11 protein-coding genes are annotated in these 14,549 nt (G+C 66.9%); 8 read left to right on the top strand and 3 right to left on the bottom strand.

The annotated features are described in order from the left end of the window. The first annotated feature begins 154 nt into the window (after window positions 1-154). The 5 genes from RBB84_RS10925 (at window position 155) to RBB84_RS10905 (ending at window position 7,644) form a co-directional block, all read left to right on the top strand. The gene (locus tag RBB84_RS10925; RefSeq protein ID WP_006550390.1) at window positions 155-385 is read left to right on the top strand and encodes a redoxin NrdH; all 231 of its coding nucleotides are present in this window, start codon (window positions 155-157) and stop codon (window positions 383-385) included. A 109-nt stretch (window positions 386-494) separates the two neighbouring features. Continuing rightward, window positions 495-947 carry a class Ib ribonucleoside-diphosphate reductase assembly flavoprotein NrdI gene (gene nrdI, locus RBB84_RS10920; protein WP_006550391.1) on the top strand — a complete coding sequence of 151 codons (453 nt, stop codon included), beginning with the start codon at window positions 495-497 and terminating at the stop codon, window positions 945-947. A 167-nt stretch (window positions 948-1,114) separates the two neighbouring features. Further along, window positions 1,115-3,196, top strand: a complete 2,082-nt coding sequence (nrdE, locus tag RBB84_RS10915; RefSeq protein ID WP_229568359.1) for a class 1b ribonucleoside-diphosphate reductase subunit alpha — start codon at window positions 1,115-1,117, stop codon at window positions 3,194-3,196. Between the two features lie 51 nt (window positions 3,197-3,247). Beyond that, window positions 3,248-4,249 (top strand): class 1b ribonucleoside-diphosphate reductase subunit beta, encoded by a 1,002-nt coding sequence (gene nrdF, locus RBB84_RS10910; protein ID WP_006550395.1) that lies wholly within the window; start codon window positions 3,248-3,250, stop codon window positions 4,247-4,249. Window positions 4,250-4,407: 158 nt separating this feature from the next. Beyond that, window positions 4,408-7,644 (top strand): arabinosyltransferase domain-containing protein, encoded by a 3,237-nt coding sequence (locus tag RBB84_RS10905; RefSeq protein ID WP_052040093.1) that lies wholly within the window; start codon window positions 4,408-4,410, stop codon window positions 7,642-7,644. Here the strand turns inward: RBB84_RS10905 and RBB84_RS10900 are convergent. From RBB84_RS10900 to RBB84_RS10890, 3 genes are read right to left on the bottom strand one after another with little or no spacing between them, the layout of a single operon-like run. Beyond that, window positions 7,638-8,111, bottom strand: a complete 474-nt coding sequence (locus RBB84_RS10900; RefSeq protein WP_006550397.1) for an NUDIX domain-containing protein — start codon at window positions 8,109-8,111, stop codon at window positions 7,638-7,640. The two genes, RBB84_RS10905 and RBB84_RS10900, sit on opposite strands and share 7 nt — an antisense overlap. Before the next feature lie 49 nt (window positions 8,112-8,160). Beyond that, window positions 8,161-9,210, bottom strand: coding sequence for an ABC transporter substrate-binding protein (locus RBB84_RS10895; RefSeq protein ID WP_156666161.1), 1,050 nt, complete (start codon window positions 9,208-9,210; stop codon window positions 8,161-8,163). Window positions 9,211-9,265: 55 nt separating this feature from the next. Continuing rightward, the gene (locus tag RBB84_RS10890; protein ID WP_033097725.1) at window positions 9,266-10,273 is read right to left on the bottom strand and encodes an iron-siderophore ABC transporter substrate-binding protein; all 1,008 of its coding nucleotides are present in this window, start codon (window positions 10,271-10,273) and stop codon (window positions 9,266-9,268) included. A gap of 269 nt (window positions 10,274-10,542) precedes the next feature. Here RBB84_RS10890 and ctaD point away from each other — a divergent pair, with 269 nt between their 5' ends. From ctaD to RBB84_RS10875, 3 genes are all read left to right on the top strand, one after another. Continuing rightward, window positions 10,543-12,303, top strand: coding sequence for a cytochrome c oxidase subunit I (gene ctaD / locus RBB84_RS10885; protein WP_024101412.1), 1,761 nt, complete (start codon window positions 10,543-10,545; stop codon window positions 12,301-12,303). Window positions 12,304-12,475: 172 nt separating this feature from the next. After that, window positions 12,476-13,705, top strand: a complete 1,230-nt coding sequence (serB, locus tag RBB84_RS10880) for a phosphoserine phosphatase SerB (RefSeq protein WP_033097727.1) — start codon at window positions 12,476-12,478, stop codon at window positions 13,703-13,705. After that, window positions 13,698-14,540 (top strand): peptidyl-tRNA hydrolase, encoded by an 843-nt coding sequence (locus RBB84_RS10875; protein ID WP_006554579.1) that lies wholly within the window; start codon window positions 13,698-13,700, stop codon window positions 14,538-14,540. Before serB ends, RBB84_RS10875 begins: the two co-directional genes overlap by 8 nt. Window positions 14,541-14,549 lie beyond the last annotated feature (9 nt).

Here is a 14,549-nt window from a genome sequence, read left to right as displayed (position 1 = left end):
TCCGATGGACACAAGGTGTAGTGTCTAGACCGCTGGAGGGCCACAAGTGCCGACGATCTCTCGGGGAAGCGGGATCGGACGGATGAGTGGGCTTCCGGGTAACGCACAGCAGTCAGTCGTCAGGCCGCCCACGGCCGTCGGAAAAGGGGCATTCATGAACATCACCGTCTATACCAAGCCTGCCTGCGTCCAGTGCACCGCCACCTACCGCGCCCTCGACAAGGCCGGCATCGAGTACGACGTCGTCGACATCAGTGAGAACCCCGAGGCCCGCGACTACGTCATGGCGCTGGGATACCTCCAGGCGCCTGTCGTCGTCGCCGGCGACGACCACTGGTCGGGCTTCCGCCCCGACCGCATCAAGGCGCTTACCGTCGCTGCCTGAGCCCGGGCCGCGTTCGCGGCGGCCCGATCGTCGTCGTCTCCGGGCGGACGTGTTCTTCCGTGTCCGCCCGGGCCGGTCTTCGCAATCGAATGAAGAGTGGTGACTACCGATGGCTTCGCTGGGGTCGATCCCGGGAACATCGCTGGTGTACTTCTCGAGTACATCCGAGAACACCCACCGATTCGTGCAGAAACTCGGGATTCCGGCCAGCCGTATCCCATTGCACGATCGTGAGGGAAATTTCGAGGTCCACGATCCGTACGTGCTGATCGTGCCGACCTACGGTGGCGGGACGACCGCCACGGGCCGTGATACCCGCTATGTTCCCAGGCAGGTCATCCGATTCCTCAACAACGAGCACAATCGGGGCCTGATCCGCGGTGTCATCGCGGCGGGTAACACCAACTTCGGCGACTCGTACTGTTTCGCGGGAGACATCGTCTCGCGCAAGTGCAAGGTGCCGTATCTGTACCGGTTCGAGTTGATGGGCACGACCGACGACGTCGAGCGTGTCCGCGACGGTCTCGCCCGATTCTGGGAGTCCGTGCTCCAGAACGCCTGAGCCACATCCGTATCCGTATTCGACGCGCGTCGCGGACGTGACTGCGCGGCCGTTTCCTAACTCCGACAAGTGGGGACAGCACTGTGACCATTACCGATCCCGCTCCCGCCACGAGCGCACACCTCGACGATTCGCTCAAGGATCTCGACTACCACGCGCTCAACGCGATGTTGAATCTGTACGGCCCCAACGGCGAGATCCAGTTCGACAAGGATGTGGCCGCCGCCCGTCAGTACTTCCTGCAGCACGTCAACCAGAACACGGTCTTTTTCCACAACCTCGACGAGAAGCTCGACTACCTCGTCGAGGAGAACTACTACGAGCCCGAGGTGCTCGAGAAGTATTCGCGCGCATTCGTCAAATCGCTGTTCGAGCACGCATATTCGAAGAAGTTCCGGTTCCCGACCTTCCTCGGTGCGTTCAAGTACTACACCTCGTACACGCTCAAGACGTTCGACGGCAAGCGCTACCTCGAGCGTTTCGAGGACCGTGTGTGCATGGTCGCGCTGACGCTCGCCGACGGCGACGAGATCCTCGCCCGGCACCTCGTCGACGAGATCATCTCGGGTCGTTTCCAGCCGGCCACCCCGACCTTCCTCAACTCGGGCAAGAAGCAGCGCGGCGAGCCCGTTTCGTGCTTCCTCCTTCGCATCGAGGACAACATGGAGTCGATCGGCCGCTCCATCAACTCCGCACTGCAGCTGTCCAAGCGCGGTGGCGGTGTCGCCTTGCTGCTCAGCAACATTCGTGAGCACGGCGCTCCGATCAAGAAGATCGAGAACCAGTCCTCCGGCGTCATCCCGATCATGAAGCTGCTCGAGGACTCCTTCTCCTACGCCAACCAGCTCGGTGCCCGTCAGGGTGCCGGTGCGGTCTACCTGCACGCGCACCACCCCGACATCTACCGCTTCCTCGACACCAAGCGTGAGAATGCCGACGAGAAGATCCGCATCAAGACCCTCTCGCTGGGCGTCGTCATCCCCGACATCACCTTCGAGCTGGCGAAGAAGAACGAGGACATGTACCTGTTCTCGCCGTACGACGTCGAGCGCGTCTACGGCAAGCCCTTCGCCGACATCGACGTCACCGAGAAGTACTACGAGATGGTCGACGACAAGCGCATCCGCAAGTCGAAGATCAAGGCGCGCGAGTTCTTCCAGACCGTCGCCGAGCTGCAGTTCGAGTCGGGCTACCCCTACGTCATGTTCGAGGACACGGTGAACCGGGCCAACCCGATCGCCGGCAAGATCACGCACTCGAACCTGTGCTCGGAGATCCTGCAGGTCTCGACTCCCTCGGAGTTCAACGACGACCTGTCCTACAGCCATGTGGGCAAGGACATCTCGTGCAACCTCGGCTCGCTGAACATCGCGAAGACGATGGACTCGCCCGACTTCGCGCAGACCATCGAGGTCGCCATCCGCGGCCTGACGGCCGTCTCCGACCAGACGACGATCTCGTCGGTGCCGTCGATCGAGCGGGGCAACAACGAATCCCACGCCATCGGCCTCGGCCAGATGAACCTGCACGGCTTCCTCGCCCGCGAGCACATCTTCTACGGGTCCGAAGAAGGCGTCGACTTCACGAACATCTACTTCTACACCGTGCTGTTCCACGCCCTGCGTGCGTCGAACAAGATCGCGATCGAGCGCGGCTCGTACTTCAAGGGCTTCCCGGAGTCGAAGTACGCCTCGGGTGAGTTCTTCGACAAGTACACCGATCAGGTGTGGGAGCCTGCCACCGAGCGGGTCCGTCAGCTGTTCGCCGAGTCGGACATCGCGATCCCCACGCAGCAGGACTGGCGCGAGCTGAAGGAGTCCGTGCAGAAGCACGGCATCTACAACCAGAACCTGCAGGCGGTTCCGCCCACCGGTTCGATCTCGTACATCAACCACTCGACGAGCTCGATCCACCCGGTCGCGTCGAAGATCGAGATCCGCAAGGAGGGCAAGATCGGGCGTGTCTACTACCCGGCGCCCTACATGACGAACGAGAATCTCGAGTACTTCCAGGATGCATACGAGATCGGCTACGAGAAGATCATCGACACCTACGCTGCTGCGACGCAGCACGTCGACCAGGGGCTGTCGCTGACACTGTTCTTCAAGGACACCGTCACCACCCGCGACGTGAACAAGGCGCAGATCTACGCGTGGCGCAAGGGAATCAAGACCCTGTACTACATCCGCCTGCGGCAGATGGCGCTCGAGGGCACCGAGGTGGAGGGTTGCGTCTCCTGCATGTTGTGACCCTGCTCCACGACAGTCTTTGCATCAGCACACAATTCAGGTAGGTAACCGATGACTGCAGCAGCACACTCGCCGGCCGACGGCGTGCGCGTCAAACTCATCGATCGCGTCTCCGCGATCAACTGGAACCGCGTCCCCGACGACAAGGACGCCGAGGTCTGGGATCGTCTCACCGGCAACTTCTGGCTCCCGGAGAAGGTGCCGGTCTCCAACGACATCCAGTCGTGGGGCACGCTCACCGAGTACGAGCAGGAACTGACGATGCGGGTCTTCACGGGCCTGACGCTGCTCGACACCATCCAGGGCACGGTCGGCGCGGTCTCGCTCATCCCCGATGCGGTGACCCCGCACGAGGAAGCGGTGCTGACGAACATCGCGTTCATGGAGTCGGTGCATGCGAAGAGCTACTCGCAGATCTTCTCGACGCTGTGCTCGAGCCGCCAGATCGACGACGCCTTCCGCTGGTCGGAGGAGAACGAGCACCTGCAGCGCAAGGCGCAGATCATCCTCGACTACTACAAGGGCGACGACCCGCTCAAGCGCAAGGCCGCCTCGACGCTGCTCGAGTCGTTCCTGTTCTACTCGGGCTTCTACCTGCCGATGTACTGGTCGTCGCGGGCCAAGCTCACCAACACCGCCGACATGATCCGCCTGATCATTCGCGACGAGGCCGTCCACGGCTACTACATCGGCTACAAGTACCAGCGCGGGCTCGAGACGATCACGCAGGCCGAGCGCGACGAGCTCAAGGACTGGGTCTTCGAACTGCTCTTCGAGCTGTACGACAACGAGACCCACTACACGGCCGACCTCTACGACCAGGTCGGGCTCACCGAGGACGTCAAGAAGTTCCTGCGCTACAACGCGAACAAGGCGCTGATGAACCTCGGTTACGAGGCGCTGTTCCCGAAGGACGAGACGGACGTCAACCCGGCCATCCTGTCGGCGTTGTCGCCGAACGCCGACGAGAACCACGACTTCTTCTCGGGCTCCGGCAGCTCCTACGTGATCGGCAAGGCCGTCGTCACAGAAGACGACGACTGGGACTTCTGACGTAGACGTTCTCTGTCACCGGCCCGAACGCATCGATCCCGTACACCGGCGCAGCAGCGCCCGTGTGCGGGATCGCGTGCTTTTCGCGGCCCGGCCCGTCCCCGATAGCATCGCTCCTCGTGACCGAGACAAGAGAAGCGTCGGGCTCGCCTCGGCCGGTGACGATCGAACGCGTGCCGTCGGGCGGGCGGGCAGTCGAGCAGCGGACCCGTCTGTGGGCGGTGCTCGCCGCCGTCGTGGGGATCGTCGCATCCATCGCGATGCCGTTCCTGCCCGTGACGCAGACCACTGCGACCATCGACTGGCCGCAGAGCGAGAGCAACGCAGGCATCTCGGCGCCGTTGGTGTCCTACGCACCGGTCGATCTCGACGCCACGATCGAGTGCCGGTCCGTGCGCGACGCGCTGCCGGACGGCGGCACCGTCTTCTCCACACTTCCCGCAGGAGCTCCCGACCGTGAACGCTACGGGCTGATCGCCCGTGTCCGGCCGGCCGGTGACGACGGGCCGGCGGTGTTCGAGGTGATCTCCCGCAACACACTGCTCGCCTCCGCGCCGGTGGACGACCTGGCCGGGGACTGCTCGGTCACCCTGTCCTCGAACTCGGAACGCACCGTCGCCACGATCACCGGCTCGGCCGCGGCGTCAGGGGCGCGGACCTTCGACCGAGACCTGCGGCCCCAGCTCGTCGGCATCTTCACCGACCTGCCCGGTCCCGCACTCGACGGTGTCTCGATCACCGCGACCGTCGACACCCGCTTCACGACGTCTCCGACGGTGCTGAAGATCGTCGCGATGATCGTCGCGGTGGTCGCCACGGCACTGGCGTTGTGGACGCTGGCCCGGCTCGACCGCGCCGACGGTCGTCGCCACCGCCGCCTGTTGCCGGCGTCGTGGTGGTCGTTCACCCGCATCGACGCGCTGGTCGTCGGAACGCTGCTCGTCTGGCACGTCATCGGGGCGAACACCGCCGACGACGGTTACCAGCTCGGAATGGCTCGCGCCGCGGGCGCGGCCGGGTACATGGCGAACTACTTCCGGTGGTTCGGTGTGCCCGAGGCACCCTTCGGCACTCCCTTCTACGACGTCCTCGCCCTGATGACCCAGGTCTCGACGGCGAGCATCTGGATGCGGCTACCGGCACTGACCGCCGGAATCCTGTGCTGGTGGGTGCTCAGCCGCGAGGTCGCTCCACGTCTCGGCGTCGCACTGCGTCGCAACCGGCTTCCGCTGTGGACCGGGGCGCTGGTGTTCCTGGCGTTCTGGCTGCCGCTCAACAACGGACTGCGCCCGGAACCGATCGTCGCGACGGGCGTCGTGCTCACCTGGTGCTCGGTCGAACGCGCGATCGCCACCCGGCGTCTGCTGCCCGCGGCGGCCGCGATCCTCGTCGCCGCGCTCACCGTGACCGCGGGACCGTCGGGCATCATCTGTTTCGCTGCGCTGATCGCCGGTGCCCGCCCGATCGCCCGCATCCTCCATCGGCGTGCGCAGACCCTGGGATGGCTGCCGGTACTTACGCCGATGCTCGCGGCCGGACTGGTGATCCTGGTGCCGGTCTTCGCCGACCAGACCCTCGCGGCGGTGCTGGAGATGCAGCACGTGCACGGCGTCGGTCCGAACGTGCCGTGGTTCCAGGAGTATCTGCGCTACCAGTACCTGCTGCAGATCACCGTGGACGGCTCGCTGGCCCGCAGGTTCGCGGTCTTCACCCTGGTGTTGTGCCTGGCGGTGGCGCTCGTGGCGATGCTGCGCCGCGGTGGGCACATCCCCGGCACCGCGCAGGGACCGTCCCGCCGCATCGTCGGCATCACCCTCGGCGCGCTGGTGCTGATGATGTTCGCGCCCACCAAGTGGACCCACCACTTCGGTATCTACGCCGGTCTGGCCGCCGCGGTGGCGATGCTCGCCGCCGTGGCCACCGGACCCGCGGTGTTGCGTTCGCGACGCAACCGCGCCCTGTTCGCCGCGGCGGTGTCGTTCGTGGTGACCATGTCGTTCATCGGCCCCAACGGCTGGTGGTACGTCTCGAGCTACGGGGTCCCGTGGTGGGACAAGCCGCCGTCGGTCGCCGGATTCGGTTTCTCCACCGTCTTCTTCGCCGTGACGGTCGTCGCGTTGCTGCTGGCCGCGTGGTGGCACATCCACCCCGTCGCCTCCACCCGCACCGACACCCCGTCGCGGTTGTGGGCGGTGCCGCCGTTGACCGTCGCCGCCGCGGCGATGGTGCTGTTCGAGGTGCTGTCACTGGCCAAGGGTGCGATCTCGCAGTACCCGGGCTATTCGGTGGCACGGTCCAACGTCGACACGCTCACCGGCAACTCGTGTGCGCTCGCGAACGACGTGCTGCTCGAAACGGATCCGAACGCCTCGGTGCTCACCCCCATCGGCGCCGACGCGGCCTCCGCTCTCGATGCCGGGGGAGGGGACGGGTTCACGCCGGGTGGTGTCGCGCTCGATCTGACCCCGGACGACGACTCGGCCTCGGCCGGCACCGCCAACACCGTCGACACGAACGACGACCAGAGCTCGACCGGCGGTACCGGTGGCACCGGCGGCGGTACCGGCAGAGTCGGAATCAACGGCAGCACCGTCGCATTGCCGTTCGGCCTCGATCCGGTGACCACGCCGGTGCTGGGCAGCCACGGATCGTCCCTCGGCGACGTCACGAGCGCCTGGTTCCGGCTGCCCGAGCCCGACGCGACCGGATCGCGTGGGGATCTCGTCACGATCGCCGCGGCCGGCCGGATCTTCTCCGTCGACGCCGACGGCACCGAAACCTACGGTCAGCGACTCGAACTCGAATACGGAACCACCGCTGCCGACGGCAGCGTGACCGCGCTGGGACGGGCGTTGCCGATCGACATCGGTCCGTCGCCCTCGTGGAGGAATCTGCGTGTCCCGATGGACACGCTGCCGGCCGAGGTCGACGCGGTGCGGATCGTCGCCTCCGACAACGATCTCGCGCCCGAACAGTGGCTGGCGTTCACCCCGCCGCGCGTGCCGCAGACGCAGACTTTGCAGCAGGTCGTCGGGAGCGACACACCGGTCCTGCTGGACTGGGCTGTCGGTCTCAATTTCCCGTGCCAGCGGCAGATGGTGCACCGCAACGGCATCGCCGAGATCCCCGAGTACCGGATCCTGCCGGACCGGATCGGTGCTATCTCCACGGATCTGTGGCAGGACCACAACGGTGGCGGTCCTCTCGGCTGGACCGACCAGCTGTTGCGGGCCCGCACGATCCCGTCGTATCTCGATCACGACTGGGACCGCGACTGGGGAGCGATCGAGCAGTACACACCGATCGATCCGTCGACGGAGACCGCGGAACTCGACACCGCCACGGTCACGCGCAGCGGTCTGTGGAGCCCGGGTCCGATCAACACTGCCTACTGACGGAACCAGGCCTCCGCACGCCCGGCGAGCGCCTTCCCGAGCCGCAGACGCGACGTCTCGGTGAGTGGCTCGGGGAGGTCGTCCGGCGCGAACCACGCCACCTCGAGGTTCTCGTCGTCGGCAACGCGTGCGTCCCCGCCGGTCGCGCGGAGCAGGAAGCACACGTCGAGGTACTGCGCGACGTCGCCGTTGGGATAGGTGATGGGTGCGGTGACGTCGACGCTCGTCAGCCGCACGATCTCGGCGGCGACACCCGTCTCCTCGAGCACCTCCCGGACTGCGGCGACCGCCGGTTCCTCTCCGGGTTCGAGGATGCCGGACACCACGGCCCACATGCCGTTGTCGGCGCGGCGGGTGAGCAGGACGCGGTCGTCGCCGTCCGTGACGATCGCGCTCACCCCCGGCAGCCACAGGGGTGCGGTTCCTACGTGTGAGCGGAGCTGGACGACGAAATCGGGTATCGGCACGCCCTCGTTTCTATACCGGCAGGCGTGCTGCCGCCGGTCGAGCCGGCGATCAGTTCGAATATCCGTTGAGGGTGTGCGTCAGGTCGGTGAGGATCGCCCGCGCGGCGACCGGTCCGGGGGTCGACCACACGTCGTCGGTCACGGAGAACAGACGGTTGTCGCGCACGGCCCCGAGGTCGAGCCACTCGTCGGTCTGCATGTAGTCCTTGCCGGCCTCGAGCCCGTCCTCACCGGCGAAACGGACGAAGATCACATCGCCGTCCGCCGGGGCAGGGTCCTCCGTGTCGACGGCCTGCCACGGTTGTCCGTCGACGACCGCGAACCGCTGGGCCGGGGGCCGGGCAGCGCCGACGTCGCCGAGCACCTGCCCCGCGAACGACGCGGTGCCCTCCACGGTCGGGCCGTCGGCCGTGAACCGGACGATCGACGCCTGCGTCTGGGACGACACGAGCTCGCGGCCCAGATCGCGCGCGGCCGTCGCGTAGTCGTCGAGCACGCGACGTGCGGCCTCCGTGCGCCCGAGCGCCTCACCGACCCGGACGAACTGTTCCCTCCAGAAGACCGGATCGGACCCGACCAGCACGGTGGGTGCGATGCCGCTGAGGGAGGCGTAGACGTCCGGGGCGGTGGAGGAGCCGAGGATCATATCCGGCTGTGCGCGCTCGATCGCCGCGACGTCCGGGTTGCCCGCGGCACCCACGGGCGGGAGTTCGCCGATCCCGTGACCGAGATATTCCGGCCGGCCGGTGAGCTCGGCGCTCGCTCCCACGACGCGCTCCCACAGCCCCAGGGCGCACACCGCGTCGAGCGCCGCGGGGTCGAGGACGACGATCCGCTGCGGGTCGGCGGGCACATCCGACCGGCCTGCGGTGTGCAGGACCGGCCGGGTGCCGGTGGTGGGCTGTCCCGGATCGAGCGGGGAGGGGAGTGCGCACGCGGTCGACGTGTCCCGGTCGATGCCCACGACCGACGCACCGGCGATGCGGGTCGTGGTGCGCACGATCTCCGATGCGTCGTCGTCGGGAGGTGTGGAGCATCCGGCCAGGGCTGTCGTCACCGCAGCGACGGCTGCGACGAGCACTGCTCGTGACCGGTGCACGGAAAACACGTCGGACCAACTCCTGTAGGACGCTGCTCGGATCGGACGGCTCAGGCTATCCGGTCGTGTGACGGTCGACGCCGAAGGTGTCCGCGAGGTCGTCGAGGATGCGGTGCGCACCCTGGATGCTCACCGGCATCATCCACACGCTGTCGTCGACCTCGACCTTCCGTCCCTGCAGGTTCTCCCACAACGGATTGGTGACGAAGGGTTCGGCCGCCGCCTGCGCCTTGCCGTCGCCGAGGTCGTAGGTGGTGACGAAGATGACGTCCGCCTCGGCCTCGGTGATCAGTTCGGGGCTGATGGCGTTCATGATGCTCGACGGATCCGACGGATCGGGACCCTGGCTCGCGGGGCGGGCGAGACCGGCGTCCTCGAGCACGATGCCGCTGAACGAGGTGGTGCGGTACAGCCGGGCCGTCGGTTCACCGGCGAAGCGGACGATCGAGATCGTCGGGTTGCCGGCCTTTTCGTTGATGTCCGCACCGATGGCCGCGGCGCGCTCCTCGTACTCTGAGATCTTCTGCTCGGCGAGGTCCTCCTTGCCGATGGCCTGCGCGACGAGGCGGATGTTGTCCTTCCACGTCGGTCCGGTCGACTGGGAAAAGACGGTCGGGGCGATGGCGGACAGTTCCTCGTAGTTCTCTCCGTCGCGCACCTCCGCCGAGAGGATGAGGTCGGGTTCGAGCGCGGCCACCTGTTCGAGGCTCACGTCCGCGGTCTTGCCGACGGACACGGCGTCGGTCGCGTGCTGCCGCGAGTCGCCGAGATAGTCGGGGAATTCGTCGGTGCGGTAGTCGACGTACCCGACGAGAGGTGCCTCGAGGAGAAGCACGGCGTCGGAATAGCTCGTGTCGAGCGCGACGATGCGGGTCGGCTCGCTCTCGATCGTGGTGGAACCGCGGAAGTGTTCGACGGTCCGGGGGAAGCCGGCGGCCGAGTCGGACGCGGTGTCGGTGGTCGCGTCGTCGGAGGTGTCGGCCGAACTGCAGCCGGCGACGAGGAGTCCGGCGGTCAGCAGTGCTGCCGCGAACCGGGCTGGTCGGGAGGAGAGAACAGGCACGGGTCGTCCTTCTGTGATTGCGGGGGGAAGTGCACCCTAACCCGTGCTGTTCGCGCGTGGTGGGGTCACCTGCTGTCGCCCTGCGTGTGAAGTGCAGCACAAAATCCGATTGTGGTTGTCCGCTCCGCTCCAGGTAGCCTCGCGAGTCGAGTACGACAGTGAGTAGGACCCGGAGGGCGACCGTTTCGGGCAGGGTCTACGATTCGATGAGCGCAAGCCAGAGACCGTTCGCCTCCAGCCCGAGGTCGAGCGCGCATTCAGGAGGATTAGTGACTGCCGTAGCGCCCCAGCCAGTCCCAGAGATAGCTGCAGCAAGGCCGTACCCGCCGCGGCAGGGACCCAAGGGTTCGTTCATCTACAAGATGATCACGACCACAGATCCCAAGATGTTGGGGATCATGTACATGGTCACCTCGTTCGCCTTCTTCCTCATCGGCGGCCTGATGGCCCTGCTGATGCGCACCGAGCTCGCGGTCCCCGGCCTGCAGTTCCTGTCGAACGAGCAGTTCAACCAGCTGTTCACCATGCACGGCACGATCATGCTGCTGATGTACGCGACGCCGGTCGTGTTCGCCTTCGCGAACTACATCCTGCCGCTGCAGATCGGCGCCCCCGACGTCGCCTTCCCGCGCCTGAACGCCTTCAGCTACTGGCTGTACCTGTTCGGCGCGACGATCGTCATGCTCGGCTTCGTCACCCCCGGCGGTGCCGCGGACTTCGGTTGGACGGCGTACACGCCGCTCACCAGTGAGATCCACTCCCCGGGTGTCGGTGCCGACTTCTGGATCCTCGGCCTCGGCGTGATGGGTCTGGGCACCATCCTCGGTGGCGTCAACTTCATCACCACCGTGGTGTGCATGCGTGCACCGGGCATGACCATGTTCCGGATGCCGATCTTCACCTGGAACATCCTGATCACCAGCCTGCTGATCCTGCTCGTGTTCCCGCTGCTGACCGCCGCCTTCATGGGCCTGTTCGTCGACCGTCACCTCGGTGGCCACATCTACGACCCCGCCACCGGCGGTGTGCTCCTGTGGCAGCACCTGTTCTGGTTCTTCGGTCACCCCGAGGTGTACGTCATCGCGCTGCCGTTCTTCGGCATCGTCTCGGAGATCTTCCCGGTCTTCTCCCGCAAGCCGATCTTCGGTTACACCGGTCTTGTCTACGCCACGATGGCCATCGCGGCGCTGTCCATCGCCGTGTGGGCGCACCACATGTACGCCACCGGCGCCGTGCTGCTGCCGTACTTCTCGTTCATGACCTTCCTGATCGCCGTCCCGACCGGTGTGAAGTTCTTCAACTGGATCGGCACGCTGTGGAAGGGCCAGATCACCTTCGAATCGCCGATGCTGTTCTCGGTCGGCTTCATCGTGACCTTCCTCTTCGGTGGTCTGACCGGTGTCATCCTCGCGAGCCCGCCGCTGGACTTCCACCTGCACGACTCGTACTTCGTGGTCGCGCACTTCCACTACGTGCTCTTCGGCACCATCGTGTTCGCGACCTACGCCGGCATCTACTTCTGGTTCCCGAAGATGACCGGACGCATGCTCGACGAGCAGCTCGGCCGCTGGCACTTCTGGCTGACCTTCATCGGCTTCCACACCACCTTCCTGGTACAGCACTGGCTCGGTAACGAGGGCATGCCCCGTCGCTACGCCGACTACCTGCCGTCCGACGGGTTCACCACCCTGAACACGATCTCCACCATCGGTGCGTTCGTGCTCGGTGCCTCGACGCTGCCGTTCCTGTGGAACGTCTTCAAGAGCTACCGCTACGGCCAGGTCGTCACGGTCGACGACCCGTGGGGTTACGGCAACTCGCTCGAATGGGCCACCAGCTGCCCGCCCCCGCGGCACAACTTCACCGAGCTGCCGCGGATCCGTTCGGAGCGTCCCGCCTTCGAGCTGCACTACCCGCACATGGTCGAGAAGATGCGCGCCGAAGCGCACGTCGGCCCGGGCAGCGACAAGCACAACGTCAACGTCCTCGAGGGTGCCGACCGTACCCCCGGCGACCATCCGCGCGCCTGAGCGCAGATCGACGATCGACCGAAGCCCCACCCGTTCACCGGGTGGGGCTTCGGCCTTTCCGTGGGTCCGGACCCGCGAACGGGAGCGGCGGTTCGCCCTGCAACAATGAACGAGCGAGCCGGTACGCGCGTGCGTCCGTGTGTACCTCGACAGACAAGCGATCGGAGGCGTAGTGGCGTCTGACAGCACGGTGCTGGTGACCGTGACCGGACCTGACCATCCCGGCGTGACCTCGGTGCTCTTCGCAGCGCTGACGCGGCACGACGTCGACCTCCTCGATGTGGAACAGGTCGTGATCCGTGGCCGGCTCACCCTCGGTGTCCTCCTCGTCTGCCCGACCGATGTCGAAGCGTTGCAGGACGAGGTCGAGTCCGCGATGGCCACCATCGGCATGCACGCCGACGTCCAGATCGGTGCCGAGCGCGGCGCCCGCACCGTCTCGACCCACGCCGTCGTCGTGCTGGGCAGCCCGGTCAGTGCCAAGGCGCTGCGATCGGTGGGCCGCACCCTCGCGGCCCAGGGCGCGAACATCGATTCGATCCGCGGCATCGCCGACTACCCGCTCACCGGCCTCGAGCTGATGATCACCGCGCCCGACACCAGCGTCGAGGCCGACGCCGCGCTGCGGCACGCCCTCGTCGAACTCGCCGCGGTCCTCGACGTCGACATCGCGGTGGAGCGCGGCGGTCTCGCCCGTCGTTCCAAGCGCCTGATCGTCTTCGACGTCGACTCCACGCTCATCCAGGGCGAGGTCATCGAGATGCTCGCCGCGCACGCCGGTGTCGAGGACAAGGTCCGCGAGGTCACCGAGGCTGCGATGCGCGGTGAGATCGACTTCGCGCAGTCCCTCGAACAACGCGTCGCGACCCTCGCGGGTCTGCCGGCGACCGTCATCGACGAGGTCGCCGAGCAGCTCGAACTCACTCCCGGTGCCCGCACCACGATCCGGACGTTGCGTCGGCTCGGCTTCCGCTGCGGCGTCGTCTCGGGCGGCTTCCGCCAGGTGATCGACCCGCTCGCACACGAACTCGAACTCGACTTCGTCCGCGCCAACACGCTCGAGATCGTCGACGGCAAGCTCACCGGGCGAGTGGTCGGCGACATCGTCGACCGCGCCGCCAAGGCACGCGCCCTCCGCGAGTTCGCCGACGAGGCGGGCGTGCCGGTCGAGCAGACCGTCGCGGTCGGCGACGGTGCCAACGACATCGACATGCTCTCGGCCGCGGGCCTGGGCGTCGCGTTCAACGCCAAGCCGGCCTTGCGCGAGGTCGCCGACACCGCCCTGTCGTATCCCTACCTCGATGCGGTGCTCTTCGTCCTCGGCGTCACCCGCGAGGAGATCGAGGCGGCCGACCGCGTCGACGGAACCCTGCGCCGCGTCCCGATCGACGGCAGTGTCTGAGCTGGACCCCGACTTCGCGGACACGGCGCCCGAGCCGGTCTTCGAGGCCGCACCCGATCGGGTCTTCGACCCGGCCTCGGATCCGGGTTTCGCCGAGCGCCACGGCGTACTCACCCGCGGTTACGGGCACCGGCCCGACCCGGAGGATCCGGCGAAGGTGCAGGCGATGCCGATCGTGCTGCACATCCCCAAGGTCGATCCACCCGCCCGCAGTGCGGTGCTCGAAGCCGCCGCGATGGCCACCGTGGCACTGTGTTTCGACCCGCGGGTCGGTCCCGGCCCGGACGGCGAACCCGGTCCGTGGCAGGAACCCTTCCTCGCATGGAACGACGCGCGGATCCGGAAGGTCGCCCGCCGCGCCCGCGGAGCGCACTGGCGTGCCGCGCAGGACGTCGACGGAGTCACCGTCGACCACGCCGGTGCCCAGGCCCGGGCGTTCGTGCCCGGCCCGGTGGGGGAACTGGACCCGCGCATCTCCCGCCTGCAGATCGGTGGCACCGACCTGCCCCACGACGATCCGCCCCCACCGGCGGACGGCGTTCCGGTCCTCTGGGTGCAGAAGGACCTCGAGATGACCGTCGGCAAGGCGGCCGCGCAGGTCGGTCACGCCGCGATGCTGTTCGCGGGGGCACTGGACGTCGACACCGCACGCGCCTGGGCTTCCGACGGATTCCCGTGTGCCGTCCGCGATGCGGACGAGGCCACCTGGCGCGAGCTGCTCGCCCGCGTGGAAGCCGGCACGGCCGTCGCGGTCCGCGACGCGGGCTTCACCGAGGTGGCCCCGGGTTCGATCACCGTGATCGCGGTGCCCGGCACGGTCGACGAACGAGCCTGACCTCCACCG

It is taken from the genome of Rhodococcus sp. D-6, from assembly GCF_040256695.1.
GTDB classification, from domain to species: domain Bacteria; phylum Actinomycetota; class Actinomycetes; order Mycobacteriales; family Mycobacteriaceae; genus Rhodococcus; species Rhodococcus pyridinivorans.
This window is presented reverse-complemented; position numbering and strand designations above follow the sequence as displayed.

What these genes read in the sequence shown, in the direction of transcription:
- RBB84_RS10925 (WP_006550390.1), top strand. Translation starts at nt 155, where the DNA reads ATGAACATCACCGTCTATACCAAGCCTGCCTGCGTCCAGTGCACCGCC.
- nrdF (WP_006550395.1), top strand. Translation starts at nt 3,248, where the DNA reads ATGACTGCAGCAGCACACTCGCCGGCCGACGGCGTGCGCGTCAAACTC.
- nrdE (WP_229568359.1), top strand. Translation starts at nt 1,115, where the DNA reads ATGTTGAATCTGTACGGCCCCAACGGCGAGATCCAGTTCGACAAGGAT.
- nrdI (WP_006550391.1), top strand. Translation starts at nt 495, where the DNA reads ATGGCTTCGCTGGGGTCGATCCCGGGAACATCGCTGGTGTACTTCTCG.